Annotated in this window: 24 protein-coding genes and 5 tRNA genes; 3 read left to right on the top strand and 26 right to left on the bottom strand. The window is 50.8% G+C overall.

Going from position 1 to position 26,092, the window contains the following annotated elements; genetic code table 11:
* Nucleotides 1-76 precede the first annotated feature (76 nt).
* From nusG to LG288_RS01260, 19 genes are all read right to left on the bottom strand, one after another.
* On the bottom strand, nucleotides 77-616 hold the full coding sequence (nusG, locus tag LG288_RS01350) for a transcription termination/antitermination protein NusG (RefSeq protein WP_404401271.1): 540 nt from the start codon (nucleotides 614-616) through the stop codon (nucleotides 77-79).
* A 1-nt stretch (nucleotide 617) separates the two neighbouring features.
* Nucleotides 618-998: a preprotein translocase subunit SecE gene (gene secE / locus LG288_RS01345; protein WP_404401269.1), complete on the bottom strand. Its 381-nt coding sequence runs from the start codon at nucleotides 996-998 to the stop codon at nucleotides 618-620.
* 55 nt (nucleotides 999-1,053) lie between these two features.
* Nucleotides 1,054-1,129, bottom strand: a tRNA-Trp gene (locus tag LG288_RS01340).
* A 185-nt stretch (nucleotides 1,130-1,314) separates the two neighbouring features.
* Complete coding sequence (tuf, locus tag LG288_RS01335; protein WP_404401267.1) at nucleotides 1,315-2,499, bottom strand: elongation factor Tu; 1,185 nt, start codon at nucleotides 2,497-2,499, stop codon at nucleotides 1,315-1,317.
* Nucleotides 2,500-2,574: 75 nt separating this feature from the next.
* Nucleotides 2,575-2,650, bottom strand: a tRNA-Thr gene (locus LG288_RS01330).
* Between the two features lie 13 nt (nucleotides 2,651-2,663).
* Nucleotides 2,664-2,738, bottom strand: a tRNA-Gly gene (locus tag LG288_RS01325).
* Nucleotides 2,739-2,776: 38 nt separating this feature from the next.
* Nucleotides 2,777-2,861: transfer RNA gene (locus tag LG288_RS01320), tRNA-Tyr, on the bottom strand.
* 16 nt (nucleotides 2,862-2,877) lie between these two features.
* Nucleotides 2,878-2,953 (bottom strand) — tRNA-Thr (locus tag LG288_RS01315).
* A 116-nt stretch (nucleotides 2,954-3,069) separates the two neighbouring features.
* A complete protein-coding gene (locus tag LG288_RS01310) occupies nucleotides 3,070-4,374 on the bottom strand; it encodes an adenylosuccinate synthase (protein WP_404401265.1) in 1,305 nt (434 codons plus the stop codon).
* A 126-nt stretch (nucleotides 4,375-4,500) separates the two neighbouring features.
* Complete coding sequence (gene hflC / locus LG288_RS01305; RefSeq protein WP_404401263.1) at nucleotides 4,501-5,394, bottom strand: protease modulator HflC; 894 nt, start codon at nucleotides 5,392-5,394, stop codon at nucleotides 4,501-4,503.
* Nucleotides 5,394-6,551 (bottom strand): FtsH protease activity modulator HflK, encoded by a 1,158-nt coding sequence (hflK, locus tag LG288_RS01300; RefSeq protein ID WP_404401261.1) that lies wholly within the window; start codon nucleotides 6,549-6,551, stop codon nucleotides 5,394-5,396. The genes hflC and hflK overlap by 1 nt, the downstream gene beginning before the upstream one ends.
* Before the next feature lie 38 nt (nucleotides 6,552-6,589).
* The gene (gene hflX, locus LG288_RS01295) at nucleotides 6,590-7,882 is read right to left on the bottom strand and encodes a ribosome rescue GTPase HflX (protein WP_404401259.1); all 1,293 of its coding nucleotides are present in this window, start codon (nucleotides 7,880-7,882) and stop codon (nucleotides 6,590-6,592) included.
* Nucleotides 7,883-7,906: 24 nt separating this feature from the next.
* Nucleotides 7,907-8,164 carry an RNA chaperone Hfq gene (gene hfq / locus LG288_RS01290; RefSeq protein WP_404401257.1) on the bottom strand — a complete coding sequence of 86 codons (258 nt, stop codon included), beginning with the start codon at nucleotides 8,162-8,164 and terminating at the stop codon, nucleotides 7,907-7,909.
* A gap of 187 nt (nucleotides 8,165-8,351) precedes the next feature.
* Entirely contained in the window at nucleotides 8,352-9,311 is a 960-nt protein-coding gene (gene miaA / locus LG288_RS01285) for a tRNA (adenosine(37)-N6)-dimethylallyltransferase MiaA (RefSeq protein ID WP_404401255.1), read from the bottom strand.
* Nucleotides 9,312-11,018, bottom strand: coding sequence for a DNA mismatch repair endonuclease MutL (gene mutL, locus LG288_RS01280; RefSeq protein WP_404401253.1), 1,707 nt, complete (start codon nucleotides 11,016-11,018; stop codon nucleotides 9,312-9,314).
* A gap of 2 nt (nucleotides 11,019-11,020) precedes the next feature.
* Entirely contained in the window at nucleotides 11,021-12,370 is a 1,350-nt protein-coding gene (locus tag LG288_RS01275) for an N-acetylmuramoyl-L-alanine amidase (protein WP_404401251.1), read from the bottom strand.
* Nucleotides 12,367-12,843: a tRNA (adenosine(37)-N6)-threonylcarbamoyltransferase complex ATPase subunit type 1 TsaE gene (gene tsaE, locus LG288_RS01270; RefSeq protein WP_404401249.1), complete on the bottom strand. Its 477-nt coding sequence runs from the start codon at nucleotides 12,841-12,843 to the stop codon at nucleotides 12,367-12,369. Before tsaE ends, LG288_RS01275 begins: the two co-directional genes overlap by 4 nt.
* Nucleotides 12,827-14,365 (bottom strand): NAD(P)H-hydrate dehydratase, encoded by a 1,539-nt coding sequence (locus LG288_RS01265; RefSeq protein ID WP_404401247.1) that lies wholly within the window; start codon nucleotides 14,363-14,365, stop codon nucleotides 12,827-12,829. The genes tsaE and LG288_RS01265 overlap by 17 nt, the downstream gene beginning before the upstream one ends.
* A gap of 46 nt (nucleotides 14,366-14,411) precedes the next feature.
* Nucleotides 14,412-14,615 (bottom strand): YheV family putative zinc ribbon protein, encoded by a 204-nt coding sequence (locus LG288_RS01260; protein WP_404401246.1) that lies wholly within the window; start codon nucleotides 14,613-14,615, stop codon nucleotides 14,412-14,414.
* 78 nt (nucleotides 14,616-14,693) lie between these two features.
* Between LG288_RS01260 and LG288_RS01255 the strand changes: the two genes are divergently transcribed.
* The 3 genes from LG288_RS01255 to LG288_RS01245 are packed head-to-tail and all read left to right on the top strand — an operon-like array spanning nucleotide 14,694 to nucleotide 17,861.
* Nucleotides 14,694-16,604, top strand: a complete 1,911-nt coding sequence (locus LG288_RS01255; protein WP_404401244.1) for an ATP-binding cassette domain-containing protein — start codon at nucleotides 14,694-14,696, stop codon at nucleotides 16,602-16,604.
* A 6-nt stretch (nucleotides 16,605-16,610) separates the two neighbouring features.
* On the top strand, nucleotides 16,611-17,606 hold the full coding sequence (locus tag LG288_RS01250; protein ID WP_404401242.1) for a hydrolase: 996 nt from the start codon (nucleotides 16,611-16,613) through the stop codon (nucleotides 17,604-17,606).
* A 12-nt stretch (nucleotides 17,607-17,618) separates the two neighbouring features.
* The gene (locus LG288_RS01245) at nucleotides 17,619-17,861 is read left to right on the top strand and encodes a YheU family protein (protein ID WP_404401240.1); all 243 of its coding nucleotides are present in this window, start codon (nucleotides 17,619-17,621) and stop codon (nucleotides 17,859-17,861) included.
* On the opposite strand, the gene cysQ is transcribed toward LG288_RS01245, so the two are convergent.
* From cysQ to LG288_RS01210, 7 genes are all read right to left on the bottom strand, one after another.
* On the bottom strand, nucleotides 17,833-18,645 hold the full coding sequence (gene cysQ / locus LG288_RS01240; protein WP_404401238.1) for a 3'(2'),5'-bisphosphate nucleotidase CysQ: 813 nt from the start codon (nucleotides 18,643-18,645) through the stop codon (nucleotides 17,833-17,835). The genes LG288_RS01245 and cysQ overlap by 29 nt on opposite strands.
* A gap of 4 nt (nucleotides 18,646-18,649) precedes the next feature.
* Complete coding sequence (gene nudE, locus LG288_RS01235; RefSeq protein WP_404401236.1) at nucleotides 18,650-19,198, bottom strand: ADP compounds hydrolase NudE; 549 nt, start codon at nucleotides 19,196-19,198, stop codon at nucleotides 18,650-18,652.
* Between the two features lie 87 nt (nucleotides 19,199-19,285).
* Nucleotides 19,286-20,608, bottom strand: coding sequence for a two-component system sensor histidine kinase EnvZ (gene envZ / locus LG288_RS01230; RefSeq protein ID WP_404401234.1), 1,323 nt, complete (start codon nucleotides 20,606-20,608; stop codon nucleotides 19,286-19,288).
* Complete coding sequence (ompR, locus tag LG288_RS01225; RefSeq protein WP_404401232.1) at nucleotides 20,609-21,334, bottom strand: two-component system response regulator OmpR; 726 nt, start codon at nucleotides 21,332-21,334, stop codon at nucleotides 20,609-20,611.
* Between the two features lie 95 nt (nucleotides 21,335-21,429).
* The gene (locus tag LG288_RS01220) at nucleotides 21,430-21,855 is read right to left on the bottom strand and encodes a potassium channel family protein (RefSeq protein WP_404401230.1); all 426 of its coding nucleotides are present in this window, start codon (nucleotides 21,853-21,855) and stop codon (nucleotides 21,430-21,432) included.
* The gene (locus LG288_RS01215) at nucleotides 21,855-25,061 is read right to left on the bottom strand and encodes an efflux RND transporter permease subunit (RefSeq protein ID WP_404401228.1); all 3,207 of its coding nucleotides are present in this window, start codon (nucleotides 25,059-25,061) and stop codon (nucleotides 21,855-21,857) included. Before LG288_RS01215 ends, LG288_RS01220 begins: the two co-directional genes overlap by 1 nt.
* Entirely contained in the window at nucleotides 25,054-26,055 is a 1,002-nt protein-coding gene (locus LG288_RS01210) for an efflux RND transporter periplasmic adaptor subunit (protein ID WP_404401226.1), read from the bottom strand. The genes LG288_RS01215 and LG288_RS01210 overlap by 8 nt, the downstream gene beginning before the upstream one ends.
* Nucleotides 26,056-26,092 lie beyond the last annotated feature (37 nt).

Genomic DNA, 26,092 nt, shown 5'->3' with positions numbered 1-26,092 from the left:
GGCTTCCCGTTAAAAAAGGACGCGAATTATATGTTAATTAGCGTCCGGGATCAATGCATTAGTGGTTGTTTTTTGATCACGCCTTTTCGATTTGGCTGAATTCGAGATCAACCGGCGTAGCACGACCAAAAATAGAAACCGAAACGGTCACGCGACTTTTTTCATAGTCGACATGTTCAACAGTGCCGTTAAAGTCGGCAAAGGGACCGTCGTTAACCCGAACCACTTCGCCTGGTTCAAACAAGGTTTTCGGTTTAGGCTTGTCCTGGGAATCCTGCAGACGATCCAAAATCGCATCCGCTTCTCGCTTGGATATTGGCGTCGGCCGCTCGCTTTTACCGCCAATGAAGCCCAAAACCCGCGGTACACTCTTAACTAAGTGCCAGGTTTCGTCATCCATCGCCATTTCGACCAGCACATAACCGGGGAAAAACTTGCGCTCGCTTTTACGCTGCACGCCCGCTTTCATCTCGACAACTTCTTCTTTGGGTACTAAAACTTCACCAAACTTGTCTTCCAGGCCGTGCATTTTGATGTGTTCTTTTAGCGATTCGGCAACTCGAGCTTCAAAACCGGAAAAAGCCTGTACAACATACCAACGTTTATTGTCGCTCATTTTATATCTCCAAACCGGTCAGGAAACCAACTACGCGTACCAGAATACCATCCAGGCCCCATAGAACCAGTGCCACAATAACCGTTGCTACGACGACAATCGCTGTTGTCTGCGTTGCTTCCTGGCGCGAAGGCCAGACTACTTTACGTATTTCAGTACGGCTTTCTTTTGCGAACGATAAAAACTGCTGGCCACGGATGGTGGTCGCCGCCATCAAACCGGCTAAGCCGACCAGAATCACTACGCCAATGGCCCGGTACAAGACAGAAACCTGCTCAGCAAAGTAGTGGTTACCACCAATAGCAATAACTAACAAACTGAAGGTAATGATCCATTTAACGCTATTTAAAGGATTACTTTGCGTTTCGTTATTTGCACTCATTCTAAAATCCTAATTGCCACTGGCCGTTTTGCTCAACGAACTCAATCTTAAAATCTGGCAGGGGCGGAGGGATTCGAACCCCCAACCGTCGGTTTTGGAGACCGCTGTTCTGCCGTTGGAACTACGCCCCTATAAGTCCTGCTCAATTTGCTTGGTACAGGATTGGACGCGGTATTATACCGAAGAAGACGCAAGGCGCAAGCCTTTAGGCTCACTTCGTTCGCGGTGGTTTGTTGCTGCGCTACGCGAGCGGAGCGAGCCTATAGCCACAAAAAACCCGGCCGGAGCCGGGTTTTTGTCTAACCGTTTACACGTCTTAGTCGATGATTTTCGACACAACGCCGGCGCCTACTGTACGGCCACCTTCACGGATTGCGAAACGCAGTCCTTCGTCCATTGCGATTGGAGCAATCAGCTCTACAACAAACTTCAGGTTGTCGCCAGGCATGACCATTTCTACGCCTTCTGGCAATTCTACAGCACCCGTTACGTCCGTTGTACGGAAGTAGAACTGGGGACGGTAGCCTTTAAAGAATGGCGTGTGACGGCCACCTTCGTCTTTGCTCAGTACGTAAACTTCTGCTTCAAACTTAGTATGCGGAGTGATAGTACCCGGCTTCGCCAGTACCTGACCACGCTCTACGTCGTCACGCTTAGTACCACGCAGCAACGCACCGATGTTCTCGCCTGCACGACCTTCGTCAAGCAGCTTACGGAACATCTCTACACCGGTAACTGTGGTCTTGGTGGTGTCTTTCATACCAACAATCTCACACTCATCACCTGTGCGAACGATACCGCGCTCTACACGACCGGTTACTACCGTACCACGACCTGAAATCGAGAATACGTCTTCGATTGGCATGATGAACGGCTTATCAATGTCACGCTCCGGCTCTGGAATGTAAGAATCCAGTGCGTCAGCAAGCTCTACAATCTTCTTGCTGTAGTCTTCGTCGCCTTCCAGTGCCTTCAGAGCTGAACCCTGAATTACCGGCAGGTCGTCGCCTGGGAATTCGTATTCTGATAACAGTTCACGAACTTCCATCTCTACCAGCTCTAACAGCTCTTCATCGTCTACCATGTCACATTTGTTCATGAATACAACGATGTAAGGAACGCCTACCTGACGTGACAACAAGATGTGCTCACGGGTTTGTGGCATAGGGCCGTCGGTCGCCGCTACTACCAAAATCGCTCCGTCCATCTGCGCAGCACCGGTGATCATGTTTTTAACATAGTCAGCGTGTCCTGGGCAGTCGACGTGTGCGTAGTGACGGTTTGGCGTGTCATACTCAACGTGTGACGTTGAAATCGTGATACCACGCTCTTTCTCTTCCGGCGCGTTATCGATGGCTGCGAAGTCTTTCGCCGCACCACCGTATACTTTTGCCAAAACAGTTGTAATAGCAGCGGTCAGGGTAGTTTTACCGTGGTCAACGTGACCAATGGTGCCGACGTTTACGTGCGGCTTCGAACGTTCAAATTTTTCTTTAGACATTGCAGCCTCTCTAACAAAATTCTTGCGGTGATTACCTTAAAACCGGGCGGTTCTGTTAGTGGGCCTACAAAGAAATGGTGCTGATAGGCGGATTTGAACCGCCGACCTCACCCTTACCAAGGGTGCGCTCTACCAACTGAGCTATATCAGCACGGATTGTAAATTGGAGCGGGTGGCGGGAATCGAACCCGCGTCATCAGCTTGGAAGGCTGAGGTAATAGCCACTATACGACACCCGCTAACAATTATGGGCCACCTCAAAACCAAGGAAATTGCGTGGTGGAGGGGGCAGGATTCGAACCTGCGAAGGCGGAGCCGTCAGATTTACAGTCTGATCCCTTTGGCCACTCGGGAACCCCTCCCAAATGCAATTTGAATTGGTGCCGGCAGAGAGAGTCGAACTCCCGACCTACTGATTACAAGTCAGTTGCTCTACCAGCTGAGCTATGCCGGCACCCCGGTTAGGTGGAGCGCATTCTATGGCACTAAATTTAATAGTGCAATAGTTTCGCTAAAAAAAGTTCTAAATTATTAATCAAGTGGTTATATTTTAAGTTGTTCGAACAAAAACTAATCGCTTTGTTCAAACGGGTGGCGTAAAACAATGGTTTCTACCCGATCCGGCCCGGTTGAAATAATATCCACAGGAACACCTGTCAAAGCCTCGATACGAGCAATGTAAGCGAGTGCCTGCGAGGGTAATTGACTGTGTTCCGTAACACCTACCGTGCTTTGTTGCCAACCTTCCAGGGTTTCGTACACCGGCTTGACCAGCTCATAGTCCTCGGCGGCCAACGGCGGATACTCGCTCACTGACCCGTCAGGAAGTTTATAACCCGTGCAAATCTTTAATTCGTCCAGGCCATCCAGTACGTCCAGCTTGGTCAGACAAAAGCCGCTAATTGAATTGATTTGCACTGCCCGGCGCATGGCAACTGCATCTAACCAGCCGGTCCGACGCTTACGGCCTGTTGTTGCGCCGAATTCGTGGCCTTTAACGCCCAGGTGCTGTCCAACTTCACAATCCAGCTCGGTTGGGAAGGGGCCGCTACCCACTCGGGTCGTGTAGGCCTTTACAATACCCAGCACGTAGTCCAGGTAGCGTGGACCAAAACCTGCCCCTGTGGCTACACCACCCGCCGTGGTATTCGACGAGGTGACATAGGGGTAGGTACCGTGATCAATATCCAGTAAGGTGCCCTGAGCACCTTCAAACATAATTTTATCGCCGTTTCGACGCGCTTGGTCCAGCCGCGTGGGCACGTCGGCGACCATGGGCTTTAGCAGCTCAGCATAAGCGTGACACTGAGCCAGTACATCGCTGTAGCTGACAGCATCGGTTTTGTAGTATTCGGTTAAGGAGAAGTTATGATAAGCCATAACCTCTTCCAGTTTCTCGGCCAGGCGCTGTTCGTTAAACAAATCGCCGACGCGCAGACCCCGGCGAGCTACTTTGTCCTCGTAGGCCGGTCCAATACCCCGACCGGTAGTGCCAATGGCTTCTTTGCCACGTGCTTTTTCACGGGCCTGATCCAGCGCAATGTGAAAGGGTAATATCAGCGGACAAGCTTCACTGATACGCAGTCGTTGCTCTACCGGCACGCCACGATCTTTAAGCATTGCCATTTCTTCCATGAGTGCTTCCGGAGACAGCACAACACCGTTACCAATAATGCACTGCACATTGTCGCGCAGAATACCGGACGGAATGAGATGCAAAACAGTCTTTTCTCCGTCGATAACCAATGTATGACCGGCATTATGTCCGCCCTGATAGCGGACAACCAGAGTTGCCTTGTCAGTTAACAGGTCGACGATTTTACCTTTACCTTCATCACCCCATTGGGTGCCGAGAATGACTACGTTTTGACTCATGATTGCCCCGCGTAAAAAAAAAGCGATGCAATTCTATCCTTTCTTAAGGCTTTTGTACACGCACATAAAAAAGCCCCTGTGCGACCATCTACTGTCGCACAGGGGCTTTTCGCCTTAGCTTAGCAATTATTCTTTCATAACACCCTGCATGTCCTGCAGGTATTTAAAGAAGTCGCTACTACCGTCCAGTACTAAGATATCTGAGCCTGATTCAAATGAAGCTGTGTACGCTTCCATGCTGCGAATGAAAGCAAAGAACTCAGCATCTTGTGAGTATGCATCAGCATAAATCTTAGCCGCTTCTGCATCGCCCTGACCCCGTAACTGGCGAGACTGACGTTTTGCATCTGCCAACATAACGGTTACCCGGGCATCAACGTCTGCACGAATAAATTCAGCCTGCTCGCGACCTTCCGAGCGGTGTTCAGTCGCTACTGCGTTACGTTCAGCACGCATACGCTGGTAGATGGACTGACTGACTTCGTCCGGCAGGTTGATTTGCATAACCCGAACATCGATAACCTCAACACCCAGATCGCTGGCGCTTTGTGCGCCCTTAATCAGTGCTTCGCGCATTAGTTCATCACGTTCGCCCGAAACAATATCGGAAATCGTCCGGCTACCAAATTCACTACGAAGGCCACTACTGATACGACGGGTTAACAGCGCTTCAGCCTGCAACACATTACCACCGTTAGTACTGAGGTAAAACGTCGAGAAGTCGTTAATGCGCCACATCACATAAGTGTCAACGATTAAGTCTTTCTTTTCACTGGTCACAAAGCGATCCGGATCGCCATCCAGGGTCTGTAGCCGTGCATCTAAACGTTTAACGGTTTCAATAAACGGAATCTTAAAGTGTAAGCCCGGTTCAAATACCCGCGCCTCGCCGGTTTCTGCATCCCGCTCGACCTTACCAAACTGGATAAGGATGGCACGTTCGCCTTCCTTAACCACGTAAAGGGATGACAAACCCAGAGCGACTAATACAACGACGATAATTGCAATTAGATTTTTCATTAGCCTCTACCTCCACTGCGGCCACTGCTACGAACAGTACCACTGTTGTTCGAGCTGCCGGAGTTATTGCTACCCGAGCTATCTACCGGGACTCTCGAGGGTGAAAACGAGGTAACATTACGGCCTTGCTTCTCAAGAATCTTGTCCAATGGCAAATACATCATGTTGTTGCTGCCCTCGACATCGATCAACACTTTCGGTGTCTTACGATACAATTCTTGCAATGTATCCAGATAAATCCGCTCACGCGTAACTTCCGGAGCTTGCTGATATTCAGGCAGTAACTCATTAAAACGAGCAACCTCACCCTGTGCTTCCAGTGTTATCTGCTCTTTGTAAGCTTGTGCTTCCTGCAGCATACGACGAACTTGACCGCGGGCCAGTGGTTCGACTTCTCTTGCGTAAGCTTCGGCTTCACGAATAAAGCGCTCTTCGTCTTCTTGCGCAGAAATCGCATCATCAAAGGCATCTTTAACAGCTTCCGGCGGACGGGCCGGCAACAAGTTAATATCAACAATCTGCAAACCCATTGTGTACGGGTTTAGCGTTTCTTCTAATAAGTCTAATGTCCGCGCGCGAACATCCTCACGACCCCGTGTTAACACTTCATCCATGGTGGTATGACCGACAACATAACGCAGTGCGCTGTCTGTCGCTTTGGACAGAACGGAATCAGCATTAACGACATTAAATAAGTAAGAACGCGGGTCGACAATCCGGTACTGAACGTCCAGCTGTACTACAACTACGTTCTCATCCTGAGTCAGCATAAAGCCTTCAGTGCTGTCCGACCGAATATTATTAACGTCGACGTGCTCAACTGTGTCGATAAAGACCGGACGCCAGTGTAAGCCAGACTCTACCAATGTATGAAAGTTACCAAACCGCAATACAACACCGCGATCGGCTTCTTTTACTGTGTAAAAACCGGCAATAAACCAGACAATAAGCGCGATAATGGCTATTAAGCCGACGCCTTTTGCGGGGACGCCGGAGCTGCCGCCTGAGCCGCCCCGCTTTTTACCGCCAAAGCCAAACTTGGCCATCAATTTGCGTATTGCCTCGTCAAGATCAGGGGGACCTTGGTCTTTGTTCCCCTGGTTTTTCCATGGGTCGCGGTCATTGTTACCGCCATTACCCGGTTGGTTCCAAGCCATGGACTACTCCACTTTAGTTTTAAATTAGGAACTTGCTATTAATGCGTTGTTTGCACGTAACGATTTAGCTCGTTGTCATATTGCTTCTGTAACTTTTGCCAGTCAACCAATGGCATCTTAACTGCTAGGTTTAAATCACCACTGGCTTCTACTTGTTCATCAGTAACACTGTTTAAGCTGTACAATGTACCACGAAGTTTACCCATCGACGGCGGTAATTTTAAGTGCAAATTAACCATTTTCCTGCCCAGACGTTCATGTAACGCCTTCATGATAAGTTCCAGGCCCTGGTCTTGTTGGGCTGAAACCCAGACTCGCTGGGGTTTTCCCTGCTCGTCATAGTCAATTCGCGGCTGCGCATCGGCAACCTTATCGATTTTATTGCAAATCATTAGCTGCGGCACATCGCCCGCGTCAATTTCTTTCAGTACTTCCGTCACCTGTTCGATATTATCCTGTTGCTGCTCATCTGCCACGTCGACCACATGCAGCAATAAGCTTGCATCCTGCGTCTCCTGCAAGGTGGCTTTGAAAGCCGCCACCAGATCATGGGGTAAGTGGCGAATGAAGCCAACGGTATCAGCCAAAATCACGGTACCGACATCTTCGACATCAAGCCGGCGCAGTGTTGGGTCCAGGGTGGCGAATAACTGATCTGCTGCGTATACATCGGATTCACTTAACCGGTTAAACAATGTCGATTTGCCGGCATTAGTGTAACCGACCAGACTAACGGTCGGAATCTCCGCCCGCTTACGCGCACGACGACCCTGCTCGCGCTGCTTTTGTACTTTATCCAGGCGTTTAAGAATACTCTTAATACGTCCGCGAATTAAGCGTCGATCAGTCTCCAGCTGTGTTTCGCCGGGCCCACGCAGACCAATACCACCTTTTTGCCGCTCAAGGTGGGTCCAGCCGCGAACCAGCCGGGTTGATAAGTGCCGCAACTGAGCCAGCTCCACCTGCAGTTTACCTTCGTGGGTGCGGGCTCGCTGAGCAAAAATATCCAGGATGAGGCCGGTGCGATCCAGCACCCGACACTGGCAAATCTTTTCCAGATTTCGTTCCTGCGTCGGCGACAGCGCATGGTTGAAAATGACAAGGCTGGCATTTCGTTCTTTAACCATTTCGGCTATTTCTTCGGCTTTACCACTACCGACAAAATATTTTGGATTGGGCGCATTACGCGCCGCAGTCATTATGCCCAAAGTTTTAACGCCCGCTGAATCAGCAAGCAGTTGCAATTCTGAGAGATCTTCACGGTCAATTTCGGCGGGTAAGTCCATATGTACCAGGACCGCGTAGTCGCCACCTTCAAATCTGTCGAACAAGTTTTATTGACCTCCTGGCATCATTTATTCCGGTAGCTCGGAAGATTCCTGAGCGCTTGGCTGAGGCAAATAATTTTGCGGTATCCGGGCCGGAACAACCGTAGAAATAGCGTGCTTATAAACCATTTGGCTAACGGTATTTTTAAGTAATATGACGAACTGGTCAAAGGATTCGATTTGTCCCTGTAACTTAATACCATTAACCAGGTAAATTGACACAGGAATGCGCTCGCGTCGTAAAGCATTTAAAAATGGGTCTTGCAATGTTTGCCCCTTAGCCATGTTGGATTCCTTTATTGTTTTTAATTAATATCCCAAACTGGTTACGATTTATACTAAATCGCCGCCCCGCTAAACTTACCCTAGACCAGTCACTACTTTTTGCAACCTAATTTGCAGCTTAACGTTTACCGACATTTTTGGTTACGATTTTTACCGGCTTTTTGATCTATGGGCAGTTGCTAATATTTCAATCCTTTGCTTTGAATATTTTCGCCGGTACTGTCAGCGCCTGAACTGCTGTTTCCAGCAGACGTTCCTGATCAGTGGTTAACCAATGCACGTCCGGCCAGCCCCTTAACCAGGTTAGCTGACGTTTTGCCAGTTGCCGGGTTGCAATAATACCGCGCTCGCGCATGGTTTGATAATCATAATCACCATTCAGATAAGCCCACATTTGCCGATAGCCGACGCTGCGGATAGAGGGTAAATCCGGATGCAAGTCGCTTCGCTGCCGCAGCGCTTCAACTTCCTGTTGAAACGGCTGCTGTAACATCCAGTCAAAGCGTTGTTCAATGCGCTGGTGCAAAACCGCTCGTTCTTGCGGTGCTATCGCCAATTGATAAACCGGGTAAGCCAACTGGCCATGGCGTTCCTGAGTCAACTGGGTCAGGCTCTGCCCGCTAATCCGGTAAACTTCCAAAGCGCGTAAAATTCTTTGGGAATCATGGGCATGGATACGCTCGGCGCTGATCGGGTCAAGCCGGGCTAATTCGGCGTGCAAGTGTCCCAGGCCGAACTGTTGCTGCTCTTCATTTAACTGCTGGCGGATCTGAGGTTGCGACTCCGGCAATTCTGAAATGCCCTCAAGCAAGGCTTTAAAGTACAGCATGGTTCCGCCAACCAGCAATGGCACACGATCGCGAGCAATAATTTCATCAATCGCGCGGCCAGCGTCCTGCTGAAACTCCGCAGCTGAATAACTCTGCGCCGGATCACGAATATCAATTAGGTGATGGGGTACCTGCCGCTGCTCTTGCGCTGAAGGCTTAGCGGTTCCTATATCCATGCCGCGATAAACCAAAGCGGAATCAACCGACACGATTTCGCAATTCAGCCGCTGACAGAGTTCCAGCGCCAGGGCTGTCTTACCTGCGGCGGTGGGGCCATAAAGACAAATAACATAAGGGTTATCAACAAAATTTGTCATCTAGCTACCCGCCGACCAGCACGTCGGTACGTCAATCGGTTGCATATACTGAGCGCTGGCCTCAAGTTCCTGCTGCCAGCGCTTCATATAGTGCTCGGCGGCAGACACAGTGACGTGCTCGGTTTTGGCGAAGTTGGCTAGCCAGCGGGCTACAGAGTCGCTGTCCTTATTGGCCTGTATCTGCTGAATAAGTGCCAGGCAATGCTGAGCTACATTCCCGTGCCGCAACATCGCAGGCACCGTATCTACGGTCAACCGGCGGCCATGCTGGCGGAAGTTAAAACCGCAGCGGTTCAACCACTCAACATCCTCGGCTGAAAGCGATTGCAGCCCGGGCTTACTTAAATCCAGCACCACTTCAACCAGCAATGGCTGTCCGTTCAGCCCATGCTGAAGTTGCTGATGCAGTTGATTAGACAGCAGTTGCTGCGCAACAGCCGCCACATTAAGCCAGGCCGGCTCGTCGCCCTTTTGCATTAATAACCAATGCTGTTTAAACACGGCCAGGGCCCGATACTCCGGCAATGCGTCAGCAGGCGTGGCTTCTTGCACTGCATTAGGCAAAATACTGGACCCGGCGCGATAACCGGACCTTGCCTCAGTTAAGGGTACAGAGGTTTTATACTGATGTTGCCGCGCTGTCGGGCGACCGGATTGATGTTTTGTATCCGCTGGGATAGCCGGCCCGTCCGCTGATATGGCAGATGCCTGAGACAACGCATCGGCAACCGCCTGCAGGATGAAGTCATGCACCTGACGCTGCTGATGAAAGCGGACTTCATGCTTTGCCGGATGCACATTAACATCCAGCTGATCAGCCGGTAGCCACAAGTAAATAACATAGGTCGGCACCGTATCAGCCAACAGATAACGCTCATAAGCCTGACGCAAAGCATGGCTCAGCAGCTTATCGCGCATAATACGGCCATTCACAAAACAGTACTGAATATCGCCCTGGTGACGACAGTGTTCCGCCGTAGCGACCCAGCCGGTTAGCTGATAAGAACCGGTTTGTGCCTGAATAGCCAATGCCTGCTCGGCAAACTGCGCGCCGGTCGCTTTAACCAGCCGCCGGCGCTGTTGTTGATCACTATCGGGATCCACACTCGGATAGTGGCGAACGCGTTTGCCCTGATGGCTCAGGGTAATGTCGACATCAAAGCGGCTGAGGGCGATACGTTTAACGGTCTCATCAATGTGTGCAAATTCGGTTTTTTCAGTGCGTAAAAATTTTCTTCTGGCCGGGGTATTAAAAAAAATATCCTGAATATCGATGGTCGTGCCGTCGGGATGAGCAGCAGGCTCAACCTGAACCGCCATGTCCCGACCACTGGTCCATGCCTGCCATGCCTCTGACTGCGCGGCCGGCTTAGAAGTTAAACGCAAACGTGACACAGAACTGATACTCGCCAGTGCTTCGCCACGAAATCCGAGGCTGGCAATCGATTCTAAATCCTCCAGGCAGGCTATTTTACTGGTAGCGTGGCGGCTGAGTGCCAGCGCCAGCTGGTCGCGCTCGATACCACAACCATTGTCGCGAATTTTTATGCGCTTAATGCCGCCTTGTTCGATGTCAATCAGTAGCTTGTCAGCCCCCGCATCAAGGGCATTTTCAACCAGCTCTTTGACCACCGAGGCGGGCCGCTCGACTACCTCACCTGCGGCAATCTGGTTAGCCAGCTCTATGGGCAGTTGTTTTATTACCATAATCAGCGCGGTATCTTTAATTTTTGGCCGACCTGCACGACAGAACTGCGCAAGTCATTCTCATGCTTAATCGCAGCAACTGTTGTGTCGTAGCGTTGGGCGATAACCGACAAAGAGTCGCCGGGCTTAACGATGTAATCACTGTTCGGCACAGTAGCCAGGTACGTATTGTCCAACGGGTTATTAACAAAGTAGCGGCGAATACCATTATACAGAGCCCGCGCTAATTTTTGCTGGTGGGCATTACTGTTAAGTTGTCGCTCTTCGTATGGGTTTGAGATAAATCCAGTTTCGACCAGTAATGAAGGTTTGTCCGGTGATTTTAATACGGCAAAACTGGCGGCCTGAGGTTCCCGTTTATGCATTTTTGTTACGGTACTCATTTCGGCAATAATTTCGCGCGCCGCGGAATAGGCACTGGCAATAGAGCTTTCCATCGACATATCCAGCAAGGTTTGCGCCAGAAAAGGTTCATGACCGGTATCTTCAATAATACTCTCGGCACCACCTAAAAGTACGGACTTACGCTCAGTGCCTTCCAGCCAGCGTCCCACCTCAGAATCGGCGCGGCGTTTTGACAGCACCCAGACCGACCCCCCGCGCGGTTGCGGCGTGCGAAACGCATCGGCGTGGATAGAAACAAAAAAATCAGCTTTAGCCTGCCATGCTTTTTGTGGTCGCTCGTCCAAATCGACATAGTAATCACCGGAGCGGATTAAATAGGCCTGCATGCCCGGATCTTCGTTAATCATGCTGGCCAGTGCCCGGGCTATCTTCAGCACAACGTTTTTCTCGTAACTACCGGTCGGGCCCACCGATCCCGGATCCTCTCCGCCATGGCCGGCATCGATAGCCACGGTAACCTTACGCTTGGCCAGCTCCGAGATGGATTTTGCCGGACCACTACGCTCGATTGACTTACCGGGGAGGTCAACAACCAGGCGATGCGGATAGGATTCGTTAGCTGCTAACGGAAAAACGACCGGATCCGTCTTTTCTGCTAATTCAATAACGAGCCGGGTGCTGTTTTCATTTTTTGGTGAGCTGGTGCGAATTAAGTCCACCAATAAAGAGTCATCCGCCAGACCTTCCAGCGAGGTACCAAGCTGAGTGTCATTGATATCAATAACCAATCGTAGGGGATCGCTCTGGTACAGCGTAAAGTAACTGTATTGAGGCTCTGATTTTAGATCAAAAACAACCCGTGTTTTATCGGGCGAGGGCCAGACACGGATACTTTCAATACGATTACTGGCTGCGCCGTTACCCTGCGCCAGAGTCGGCTGCACCTGCAGCAACAGACCACAAAATAAAGTAAGTTTTACAAAAGCCAGAACCAGGTTGCGTATCATAATTGTTTTATTAACTGTTCTGCGGCTGCTGAACAAGCCGCTAAGTTGACTTCCCGTCCCGTATCACAATAGCTGATATCAATGGTCAAGTCGGCGCCGGGTAACCAGCCTTCGCCTTTTTCCGGCCATTCAATAAAATTGAGGGTATCCGCCGCAAAATAATCACGAATACCCATGTACTCAAGTTCTTCAGGGTCGGCCAGGCGGTACAAATCAAAATGATGAATACGCCAATCATTTAGCTGATAAGGTTCTACCAGCGTATAGGTGGGGCTTTTAACCGCACCCTGGTGACCAAGATAATGAATAATACCGCGACATAGCGCAGTTTTACCGGCACCCAGTGGGCCGTTCAGGTAGATAACCATAGGCGTTGTCAACTGTTTAGCCAACCGTTTTGCGAAAGCCGCTGTTGCCGCTTCATTGCTCAACTGATAACGCGTCATTGAAATTTTTTTAATGCCCATTTCCATCTAAAGGATCTACCTTAATGCCATTAACCAGCTGCCGCAACGGTACCAACAAATCACTTGCTAACGTACCCCTTACTCCACTACGGGCTGCGATCTCTCCCGCCACAGCATGCCAGTAGCTACCGGCAATCAGCGCTTGCGCCGGGCTCATCTGCTGGGCAAGTAAGGCGCCAATAACACCACTGAGGGTGTCACCCATTCCACCACTGGCCATGGCTGGGCTGCCTCGCGCAATAACAAAGTTACCGCGGTCCGTTGCCACCAGGCTGCCTGCTCCTTTAAGAAGAATTTGCCCACCATACTGGCTTCTTATCGCTTCGACCGCAGAAAACCTATCCTGTTCCACCGATTTTGTCGACTGCTGTAATAAATGTCCCGCTTCTCCTGGGTGGGGGGTTAGTATCCAGCGGTCAGAGCTAAGGCCGCTATCTGCCAGAAGATTCAGGCCATCAGCGTCGATAACAACTGGTTTGTCGCTGGTTGTTACGGCTTCAAACATTTGTCGGGACCAGCGGCTGGTACCCAGCCCGGGCCCCAGGACTATCACAGTTGCCTGCTGTAACAGTGGCTTTAGCTGCTCAGCGTTTTCAATACCGTGGACCATGGCCTCGGCCTGACTTGTAGCAATAATATCAGTATTATCCCCATGACAGGCAACGGAAACTTTTCCGGCACCGCACCGCAATGCAGCCTGTAACGCGAGTACCATGGCACCGGGCATACCCGGCTGGCCGCCAACTAACAGAACGTGGCCGAAATCGCCTTTATGTGAATGGACCGGCCGTGGGCCCAGCCAGGTTTCACAGTCATTTTTCTGTGCCAGTTGCCAGTCGCTGCTTTGTTGTTGTTCAAAGTAATGACCAACCGCCAGATCGGCCAGCACGATTTCGCCGCAGTAATGGCGGCCGGCTGAGGTATAAAGTCCCCGCTTAAGGGCGACCATAGTCACCGTCCAGTCTGCCCGGATGGCGCAACCCAGCACGGCGCCCGTATCGGCAGAAATCCCCGACGGCGCATCAACAGCCAGTACCGGTACACCTGCTGCATTAACCGCTGACACCCATTGGGCAAGCTCACCCTCGAGTGGCCGGCTCAGCCCGGTACCAAATACTGCGTCTACAATAAAATCAAAACCGGCCGCGTTAAATGTGTTCAGTGGTGCTTCTTGATTACCGGTATCGCGCCATGCCTGACGGGCATGCTCGGCGTCATTATTGTCAATATCGTTAAGTTGGCGATTGGCTTTCAACGCGAAAACCGATACCCGAAAGCCGCTTTGTTGCGCCAGGCGGGCTATCACATAGCCATCGCCGCCGTTATTCCCCTCGCCGCAACATACCGCCAGCCGGGCACCGGCAGCCGCTTGTTGCTGCACTTGCTCAAAAGCTGCGCGGCCAGCCGCTGCCATTAGTGCACGCATACGGATACCGGCTTGCTCTGCCGCCTGCTGCTCGCCGGCAGCGACTTGTTCGGGTCGGTACAGGTGGTAGCTTAAACTGGTCCGGGATTGATAATCTGACACAATAATAGTCCTTTAAAACGATTATGGCGGGGGGTATTTGAAAGATTTAATCGGGCTTGAACACACCAATGACCTGATCAAACTGACGCTGGCTGCCTCCCCCCTGCTCTTTTGGTTCACTGAAACGGTGTTTACAGGCTATGCATTCGACTTGCTCAACATCGTTTTCGATAAACAGCATTAATGTATCCATCGCCTCGCATTTGGGGCAAACTGCACCTGCTATAAAGCGTTTTTTTTGCCTTGCCAAAATCCCCCCTGTGCCGCATCGGCTTACGAATGATAGAATAGTTAGATTCTAGCCTATATACGGTTAACGATAAACATTATGATCACAGCAGAAAACTTAGCCCTTATGCGCGGCGGCGATGTGCTTTTTAAAGACAGTCGTTTGCAAATATTCCCCCAGCACCGGGTCGGCCTGGTCGGCAAAAACGGCTGCGGGAAATCTTCTTTGTTTGCTCTGCTGCGCGGTGAGCTTCAGGCTGACTCAGGCCAGCTTCAGCTGCCGGCCAAATGGCGTATTGCCAGTGTTGCTCAGGATACTCCGGCGCTGCAGCAAAGTGCACTGGATTATGTTATTGACGGCGACCGGCCATTTCGCCAGCTGCAACAGCAGCTACAATTAGCTGAACAGCAAACCGATGGCCATCATATCGCCGAACTGCACGATCAGCTGGCCGCTATTGGCGCTTACGATATTGAAGCGCGGGCCAGTAGTATGCTGGCAGGTCTTGGCTTTAGCCAGTCTCAACTGAGTAATCCGGTAGCTTCTTTTTCCGGGGGCTGGCGTATGCGACTGAACCTGGCGCAGGCACTCATGGCGCGGGCCGACCTGCTGCTTTTGGATGAGCCGACTAACCACCTGGATGTCGATGCCATTTTCTGGCTGGAGGACTACCTAAAGCGGTTCGGCGGTACGTTGATATTGATTTCTCATGACCGCGACTTTCTTGATCAGGTTTGCACCGATATTGTTCATATTGAACATCAACGCTTAAACAGTTACCGCGGCAATTACTCACTGTTCGAAGCTCAGCGCGCCGAGCATATGGCCCAGCAGCAAAGCGAGTTTGAAAAAGCACAGGTAATGCGTCAGCATTTACAAGCTTACGTGGACCGCTTTCGCTATAAAGCCAGTAAAGCCAAGCAAGCTCAAAGCCGCTTAAAAGCGATTGAAAAGTTACCGACTCAGGCACCGCTGCGCGCTCAATCAGACATCCAGTTTCGCTTTTTTGCTCCTGAGCAACTGCCTAATCCGCTGCTGAGTTTACGCCAGGCACAGGCTGGCTACGGTGATACAGTAATATTAGAAGACATTAAGCTGAACCTGGTGCCCGGTACCCGCATGGGCTTGTTGGGCCGCAATGGTGCCGGTAAGTCCACCTTAATTAAACTATTGGCCAGTGAAATATCTCCGTTGGCCGGTGAACGCCAGGTCAACAATGGGCTAAAAATCGGCTACTTTGCTCAACATCAGCTCGAGACACTGGATCTTGAAGCCTCAGCACTGCTGCATCTGCAGCGTATCGACGCAAAGGCAACAGAACAATCATTGCGCGACTTTTTAGGCGGCTTTGGCTTTTCCGGCGATATGGTGACCCGCGCTGTAGCGCCGATGTCCGGCGGTGAGAAAGCACGGCTGGCGCTGGCTCTGATTATTTATCAAAAACCGAATTTATTACTGCTGGATGAGCCGACCAACCACCTTGATTTAAGCTTACGTGATACGCTGGTTACCGCTTTACAGGATTATCAGGGAGCACTGATCGTTGTTTCGCATGATCGTCACCTGTTACGCACCACGGTTGATGAGTTTTACCTGGTTGCCAACCGCCGGGTGGAGCCCTTTGACGGCGACTTAGATGATTACCATCAGTGGCTGCAGCAGCAAACTGCCGGCAAGGGCAACAATGAAGAAAAACCTGACGACAGCAACAAACCAGACCGGAAACAGCAAAAACGTCTGGAAGCAGAGTTCAGAAAAAGTGTTGCCCCGCTTAAAAAACAGATACAACAGCACGAACAAAAAATTACGCTACTTGAACAACAACTAGAAGATGTTCATCAACAGCTGAACGATAGCCGTATTTACGATGACAGCAACAAAGCCGAGTTGCAGCAGGTGCTGCAGCGGCAAACTGAGTTAAAAATTCAGCTGGAGGACATCGAGAACGACTGGATGGCGGCAGAACAACAGCTGGTCGAGCAACAGCAAAAATTTGAGCGTCAAAACTAAGCTGTCATGATGAGCGAGCACACTCATTTTAAACCTCCCCGCGGGTTTCGTAACCCTCACCTGCAAACTCTGTTGCCCCGGCTTTTATTTCGGTCACGACCCTGGTCCGGTTACTGGCGGCAGTTTGAGTTAAGTGATGGGGATTTCGTTGATCTTTGCTGGTACCAGACGCCAGAGCCGGACTCTGACAAGCCAATTTTGCTTATATTTCATGGGCTGGAGGGCTCGGTAGAGTCCCCTTATGTCTGGCAGACACTGCAGCTGGCCGCCAACAGCGGCTGGCAGGCGCTGGTAATGCACTTTCGCGGTTGTGGCCGCTCAGGCCTCAATCGGCTGCCCCGCGCCTACCACTCCGGTGATACCGGTGATGCCGAACAGCTCATCAATACTCTGCGTCTGGATTACCCGCGTGCTCCATTGCTACTGGCCGGCTTTAGCCTGGGGGGTAACATGCTCGCACAGCTATTGACCCGGACTATTGGTCAGTCGGTAACGGCTGCCAGTATCTGCTGTGCGCCACTGGATCTGGGCAGCTGCTCAGCGAAAATCGATAAAGGGTTTTCGCGTATTTATCGACGTTATTTATTAAGTCCGTTAAAACAAAAGTTTAAAGCAAAACTGGCCGCCGGTATTATGGCAGCCGATCATCCGCTGGCTAATGTTGATGTCGACCCAATGACCAGCTTTCTTCAGTTCGACCACTGCGTTACGGCTCCGTTACATGGCTTCAGCGGTGTTAATGACTATTATCAGCAGGCCAGCGGCCGGCAGTTCGTACCGCAGATTGAGGTTCCCACATTAATCCTCCACGCCGCCGATGATCCTTTTATGGGGCCAGCGGTTATTCCTGAAGCTGAGGAACTGCCGGCTGCTGTGCGTTACCAGTGCTATGAGCACGGTGGGCACATGGGCTTTATCATGCGCCAACAAGGTCAGTGGCACAGTTGGTTACCCCAGCATATCCTTAACTTTTTAAAGGAACAGCTAAATGGCAATGCCTAAAGGAAACCCGTTATGAAAATACCCTGGCAAGAGGTTGATCCTGCAACCCTTAACAAACTGCTGGAATCTGTTGTTCTGAGGGAAGGAACGGACTACGGAGAGAGCGAAGTCGATTTTTCAGCTAAAGTAGAGCAGCTGCGACAAAAACTGGTTTCTGGCCAGGCCATTATTGTCTACTCCGAGCTACACGAGAGTGTTGACATTGTTTCGCCCGAGCAGGTCAGCGCTAACGAAAATGAGGCTGATGAGCAATAAACACTTGTTGCCAGTCGACTCTGGGATCGCCCAGCACAAAAAAGTTCGGGTTTAGCAAACTAACTGTCTGATTATAGGTAATTGGATCAAAGTTTTCGTTAACAAGGCTACCCCCGGCTTCGCTGACAATCACCTCTGCTGCCGCTGTATCCCACTCGCCAGTTGGTCCCAGGCGTAAAAAGCAATCGGCTTTACCTTCGGCTATGAAGCACGATTTTAGCGAGCAACTGCCGGCGGATAACATTTGCAGCTGCCGTTCGGTCTGCACCCGGTTGAGAATAGGTGCAGGGGCCTGGCGCCGGCTCATCGCAATGATCAAAGGGTCCTGCTGCGGGTTATCCAGTTGTCTTACCTGAATTGACTCTGTTACACCGGCGCACTGTTTAAATGCGCCATGATCACGCCGGGCAAAATACAGACTGTCACCGACAGGCCAGTAAATAACCCCCAGTCTGGGTTGGTGATCTTCAATCAGGGCGATATTAACGGCAAAATCTCCCGAACGGGAAATGAACTCCTGGGTGCCGTCAATAGGGTCAATTAAAAAATAACGCTGCCAATGCTTTCGTTCACTGAAGTTTTCATGGTCACTCTCTTCCGACAAAACGGGAATGTCGGGAAAATGCTGCTGCAGCCGGCTAATGATTAACTCACTGGCAGCAACATCAGTGCTTGTTACTGGTGACTCGTCTGCCTTTGTGTAAGTAGCAAAATCTCCCTGCTGATACGCCTGCATAATCAGTGCGCCAGCCTCCCGGGCAATATCACGAATAATGTCCAGCATGTTGTTATAAACCTTTACTGCGCAGCATCATTAATAGCGCTGTTAAGCTCCGTGCTTCAGTGAAGTCCGGCTGCGCCAGTAATTCATCAGTGGCTGATGTTTTCCAGTAAACTTTTTCCAGCGGCTCTGGCTCATCACCCGGCAACTCTTGCTGATATAAATCGTGCGCGACAAAAAGCGTCATTTTCGCCTGAAAAAATTGCGGTGCCATGGTGACTTCAGTTAACCGCTGCAACTGCTTCGCTCCATAACCAATTTCTTCTTTTAACTCACGCTGCGCCGCTTGCTCGGCAGTTTCGCCGGGATCAATAAGACCTTTGGGGAAGCCCAGTTGATATTCGTGCAAGCCGGCCGCGTATTCGCGCACCAAAATCATAGTGTCCTGGTCTAAAAAGGGGACAATCATCACAGCGCCCCGGCCGCTGCCCTGCATGCGCTCGAACTGGCGTTGTTCGCCATTACTAAAGCGTAAGTCAACCGCCTCTATTTTTAACAGTCGACTTTGCGCTACCACTTTGCGGGCTAGCACCTGGGGGAGATCTTTTGTTGTCATAAACTGTTACGGCTCCATCGGTTTACCGCTCTACTATAACGCCTCTGCTATAAGAAGCCAGTATCAATTGCTGTTAACCTGCCACGGCTACAGTGCCTGATTGCGCACCCGACGGGGCAATTCGATTGTCACCGCCAGTCCATGGGGTTCGATGTTTTGCATACGAATGCGCCCTTCATGGCGATCGACGATTCGTTTAATAATTGCCAGCCCTAGGCCAGAGCCAACGCCGCCCCGGGCTTTGTCGCCCTGAGTAAAAGGCTGAAATAGTTTTTCCTGTTCTTTCTCTGCAATGCCGGGACCATCGTCGGAAACTGAAAACCAGACTCGGCGGCGCTTTTTATCAAAACCCGAAGCGATAACCACTTTCTGCTGGCCATAGCGCTCAGCATTTTCTAACAGGTTTAGCAATACTCGCTTTATCGACAACGGCCGCAACATGACCGGTGGTGTCTCAGCAAGCTTAAGGATAAATTGTTTTTGCCAGTTGTCAGGTAGATGGTCGACCGTTTGCTCGATAATCCGGTTGAGTGACTCACAGCTGCTGTCTTCTTGTTGATCCAAGCGGATGTAATCAATGAACTGATCGATGATATCGTTCATGTCGTCAACATCTTCAATAATACCGCTGGCCAGATAATCCTCGCTTTGTGGCATCATCTCGGCTGCCAGGCGAATACGGGTTAACGGGGTGCGCAAGTCGTGGGAGACACCAGCCATAAGTAAATTGCGGTCATTTTCCAGTTCGTTGATACCGCGCGACATCTGATTGAACGCCCGGGTCACGGCAATAATTTCGCTGGCACCGCGCTCCGGCAATTTTGGCGGGAATTCACCCCGTCCAACTCGCTTCGCGGATTCTTCCAGAGCTTTAAGAGGGCGGTTAAGCCAGTTAGCGAATAGCACCCCGCCCAGCACACTTAAAATACCAATCACCAGCAAATACACTACTAGAGGAGAAAATTGCCCCGATGAAAAGTTATTTAACGGTACCCGGATCCAGTAATCGCGTGCTTGCGGTGGATTAACCCAGACAAAAAATTGCTCGCCCTGGGCAATCCGGACCTCAGCCTGGCCACCCAGCTCTTGGCTCATTAACTCCGACAGATAACCATAATAAGTGCTTTGTCCCAGCCCCTGATTAAGTGCCGCCTCCGTTGTATAGACTCGAATCCCGGTGGCTTGGTAAAACTCTGTCGCCAGTGACTCGCTGGACTGCTGTCGCGTTAGCCGGGACTCACTAATAAACATCGTGTTAATTTGCTTGGCCACTAATTGAGTAATCTGCTCGATGGACGGTTTCACAACATAATTGGAAACCATAAGATAAGACACCAGCTGATTTAGCAATAACACCAAAGCCAGCAAACCGACCGTGCGGGCTAAAGCCGATTTCGGTAGCAGTTTCATTTAGTTTTTTAGCTTTCCGTCCGGCACAAAGACGTAGCCAAGCCCCCACACCGTCTGAATATAACGTGGTTTAGTCGGGTCGCTTTCCAGCATCCGGCGCAGGCGCGACACCTGAACATCGATAGACCGCTCAAGGGCACTGTAGTCGCGGCCCCGGGCCAGATTCATCAGTTTATCGCGGGATAGTGGCTCGCGCGGGTGGGTAACCAGCGCCTTTAATACCGCAAATTCACCACTGGTTAGTGGCATCGGCGTGTCGCCGTCAAACATTTCCCGGGTTCCCAGGTTCAATCGGTAGCTACCAAAACTAATCTCTTCATCCTCATGGCTGGGCGCCCCTGGCGCTTCAGTGCCCCGGCGTCGCAGCACGGCCCTAATGCGGGCCAGCAGCTCACGCGGATTAAAAGGTTTTGCCAGATAATCATCGGCCCCCAGCTCCAGCCCGATAATGCGATCGACTTCGTCGCCCTTAGCGGTCAACATAATAATGGGTATTTGATTATTCTGCTGTCTTAAGCGTTTACAAATGGTGAGTCCATCTTCGCCGGGTAACATCAGGTCCAGCACCATCAGGTGGAAGTTCTCGCGGGTCAACAAACGGTCCATTTGCTCTGCGTCCTGCGCTACCCGAACCTGAAAAGCCTGCTCATTCAGGTAGCGCTCTAAGAGGCTGCGCAGACGGGCATCATCATCAACAACTAAAACTTTCAGCGTTTCGTGAGTCATTGCTTTTGTCCAGTGAAAATTTATCCATCAATAACATACACGCAGAGCACAGGATTAAGAAGCTTTTGTCTGTTAATAAATGTGTCAGCCGGACATTATTTATCGCGCCAGTAGCGGGTCATCTCAACGTATAAGAATGAGGCAGTCCAGGTGATCAGAACCAGTCCCGTTAAAGATTCAATGCCGGTTAAAAAACGCAGTTCGCCGTACGGTTCAATGTCACCAAAGCCTACAGTGGTATAGACCGTATAGGAGAAGTACAGACTGTCCAGATAGGAGCCATTAAATGCACCTCCGAGCAAACCGAAGCCATCATGGTGGTGCATTAAGTAGTAGCCGAGCGCAAAAACCGACACTTCGATACTGTGCGCTACCAGCGCCAATAAAACACCGACCCCCAACCGAAACTGCTGAAACATACGTAAGCGGCTGAACAGTATGCCAATTTGCCGAAGCGCTTCGTAATGAAACGCTACGACAATAATAACCAGCAAGCTATTAGCAAGAAAAGAAACCAGCATTAACGTTTGCTATCCGCGAGTAAAGAAAACATAGCGTAATACAATAGCGGAACGACCAGCACCGTCAATACGGTTGATGCTGCCAGGCCAAAGATAAGTGATATTGCCAGCCCGTTAAATATGGGGTCAGCTAAGATGAAATAGGCTCCGACCATAGCCGACACTGCGGTTAAAGCGATGGGTTTTAAGCGCACGGCGCCGGCCAGTACCACGGCATCTTCAAGCTTATAGCCTTCGTCCATCAGCTGACGAATAAAGACTACTAATAAAATGGAATTGCGGACGATAATACCCGCCAGTGCGATCATGCCAATCATAGAAGTCGCGGTAAACTCTTTACCCAACAACCAGTGTCCGGGCAGAATTCCGACCAGGGTTAAGGGTATCGGTGACATGATAATGACCGGCATCAAGTAGGACCGAAACTGCGCCACTAACAGAACAAAAATCATAAAAATACCAACGCTGTAGGCGATGCCCATATCGCGGAAAGTTTCGTAGGTAATTTGCCACTCACCGTCCCACTTAATTGCCACCGGGCCGTTAGCTGATGGTTGATTGATATAGAATTGCTCAGGCGGATTTTCCATTTCTTCAATTAGCGCCGACAGCGCGAACATTCCATAGATAGGAGAATCCGTTTCGCCTGCCATATTGGCCTGCACATAGGTGACCGGCTTGAGGTCCTTATGATACCTGTTTCTTGGCCACAGGTCGGAACGGATGCTGGCTACCGTAGACAACGGGATCATGGCACCGTCACGAGCCCGCAATTGCAATGACAGGATCTGCTGCTGACGCGCCTTAGCCCCTTCGTTTAACTGCACTAAAATGGGTACCGCATATTTCGCAGTATCTTTATGCAGATAACCAGCCGGTTGCGCGTTAACCAGTAAACTCAACGCCTGGGTCACCTGGGACTGGCCAATACCCAATTGCGCGGCGCGCTGGCGGTCAACCACCAGAAACCAGCGCTCGACTACGTCAGTCAAAGTCGAGTCACTATCTACCAGGCCGTTAACCTCGTCTATTTTTGTTAACAGCGTTTCAGCTAACTCTACCTGCTGGCGGCCGGTACCGCCATATAACTCGGCGACTACCGGCGCATAAACCGGCGGACCCGGCGGTACTTCAACCACTTTAATCGCTGCCCCGTACGGTTCGGCAATAGCGGTTAAATCGGCGCGGATATCAAGGGCGATTTGATGAGAGGACAGCTGCCGCTGTTCTTTATCTTTTAAATTAACCTGAATATCACCCTGGTTGGGCTGACTGCGCAAATAATACTGGCGAACCAGGCCATTAAAATTAATCGGTGAAGCGGTGCCGGCATAGGCCTGCCAGTTTTCAACATCCTCAACGGAAGATAAATAGTTGCCCAGCTCCATCTGCAGCCGCTGCGTTTCTTCCATTGCCGCATTATCCGGTAAATCGACCACTATTTGCAGTTCGGACTTATTATCAAAGGGCAGCATTTTCAACACCACACCTTTAGTTAGCGGTAACACCATAACCAGTAGCAGCAGCGCCAGAATACCGGCCCCGAACAGTGCCCGCCGGCCGCGTCGGTTTTCGCCAAGTAGCGGCCGCAGCAGGGTTTCAAAAATTGATTTAAGCGTTTTTGATGTGCCTGCTCCCGAGTCGCTTGAACTGTCACTGTCTTTGCCGCGCTCACGGTCCAGTAGACGCAGCGCCAGCCAGGGTGCAGCAATAAATGCCACTAACTGAGAAAAGACCATGCCTGCTGAGGCATTAATCGGTATCGGACTCATATAAGGGCCCATTAAGCCACTGACAAAAGCCATCGGCAATAAGGCTGCCATGATGGTTAGTGTGGCCATAATGGTTGGCGTACCAACTTCATCAACCGCCTTGGGGATCGTCTCGGCCAGCGGTTTACTCGAATTACGAATCCGCCGGTGCATATTTTCGGTGATTACGATGCCGTCATCGACCAAAATACCAATAGAGAAAATCAACGCAAATAAGGATACCCGGTTAAGGGTAAACCCCCAGAGCCAGCTAAATATTAATGTGAAAAGCAAAGTGACTATGACCGCAATACCGACGATTAACGCCTGTCGCCAGCCCATGGTCAGTAGCACCAGAATAATGACCGAAACGGTAGCCGAAATAAGATCCGAAACCAACTGATTAAATTTGTCCGTTGCTGTTTCGCCATAGTCGCGCGTTACCGTCACTTCGATATCCGCCGGCAGCAGTTTATTTTCTAAAAAGGTCAGCTGCTCACGCACGGCATTAGTAACATCAATGGCGTTTTCGCCCGGTTTTTTTGAAATCGCAATGGTCACTGCAGGGTATACCTGACTATCACCCAGCCCACCCATCATTACCGATTGTCGCGGCTGGCTGCCGCTGTCAGTGATAGTGGCAACGTCCCTGAAAAAAATGGGCTTACCCTCCGTTACACCAACAACCAATTCGCGGATGTCGCCCACACTTGTCAAGAAATCTCCGGCCTGAAAGGGGATCGACAAACCATCTTTTACAATCCGACTTTCCTGAGCGGACTGATTAGCGGCATCAATGGCCATTTTGATGTCGGCCAGGGTAAGCCCGTAGCCGCTGAGTTTGGACACTTCGACGCGGGCATTGATATGCTGCCGGGCACCACCATGAGTTTTTATATCCCGTGTGCCGGGTATCTGTTTAATGGCGATTTCTAAACGATGTGCCACCGCAGTCAGTTCTTCAGCACTGGTTAAATTGTGCTGGTCATAAAGAGTCAGCGTCATTATCGGCACGTCGTCGATACTGCGCGGTTTAACCACTGGCTGGCTGACACCTAACCCGGGAGGAAACCAGTCAACATTTGACTGAATTTTATTGTATAAGCGGACTAAGGCTTCCTGACGTGGCACACCCACATTAAATTGTACCGTTAAAACCGCCTGTCCCGCCTTAGAAAACGAATACACATGTTCGATTTCCGACATTTCGCTGAGGATTTGCTCACCCGGTATCGCAATCAGCTGTTCGACTTCTTTTGCCGAGGCTCCGGGGAATGCAACAAAGACATCCGCCATGGTCACGTCGATTTGCGGTTCTTCCTCTTTGGGGGTCACCAGGACAGCGACAATGCCCATAACGATAACTAATAAGCAAATCAGCGGTGTTAGCTCAGAACGCTGAAAAACGCTGGCAATAATCCCCGAGGGTCCCAGCGTTGTGTCCTTATCACTCATTGATAAGTTCCCCCGCCACTACCGCAACTTGCTCACCGGCTTTAAGGCCACTCAGTATTTCGACCCGGTCGCCATTTTTTGCACCAACCCTTACCTGGCGTAACTGCCAGCCGTCATCCACTTTAACAAAAACGCCCCGCAGTTCGCCCCGTTCTAATAGTGCTGACAGTGGAACTTGCAGCTGCTGCCTTTTGCCGACATCAAGGTGCACTGTAACCAGCATTCCCGGGAATAACGAACCATTAGGATCGGTCAGGTTCAGCCGTAATCGGAAGGTATGAGAGCGCTCGTCAGCATAGGGGTAAAAGGTCATCGAACCAATGGTGAGCTTACGCCCGGTGTGGGTCTGGATATCTGCGCTGCGATTATCTCTGACGTACTGCGCATAGCTTTGCGGTAACTCAGTTACCACCCGCAAATGCTCTAACGAAAGGCCACTGATTAATGGTTGACCCGGACGCACTGATTCACCGAGTTCGACAAAGCGTTCCGTCACAATACCGGCATAAGGCGCTTTAACCCGGGTGTAACTTAATTGTTCTTCGGCTTCCTGCAAGGCCGCATTTGCCTCGGCTAAACGAGCCTGACTGGTTTCCAGTTGCGTTGAAACCTGATCAAATTCAGATTGCGACGCCACTTCCTGCTGATAGAGATCTTTTACCCGTTCAAACTGACGTCTGGCATCGGCCAGGGTGGCATTGGCACTTTCTACCGCCGCCCGCGACCGATTCACCCGTGCCTGTTGCTCGGTATCATCCAGTCCCACAATTAATTGTTGCGCCTGTACTGCGTCATCAACATCAACTGGTAATTGCACGATAGTACCTGAGGTTTGCGCCGAGACTGTACTTTGCTTTACTGCTTCAACCAACCCTTCCAGCTCGATGGTTTCGGTCACCTCAACGTGCTTTACGGTGATGCTTTGCTGCGCCTTAAGCTGCCCGATCGCCAGTATATTTACCAGCACGATAATAACTAAACTCAATGCTTTCATATTGTCTCTCACACGCTGTGCCTGACCATCCGGAATG

The organism is Idiomarina seosinensis, from assembly GCF_044797955.1.
Taxonomy (GTDB): Bacteria; Pseudomonadota; Gammaproteobacteria; order Enterobacterales; family Alteromonadaceae; genus Idiomarina; species Idiomarina seosinensis_A.
Note: the sequence above shows the minus strand (reverse complement) of the source record. Positions and strands in the feature narration are given on the sequence as shown.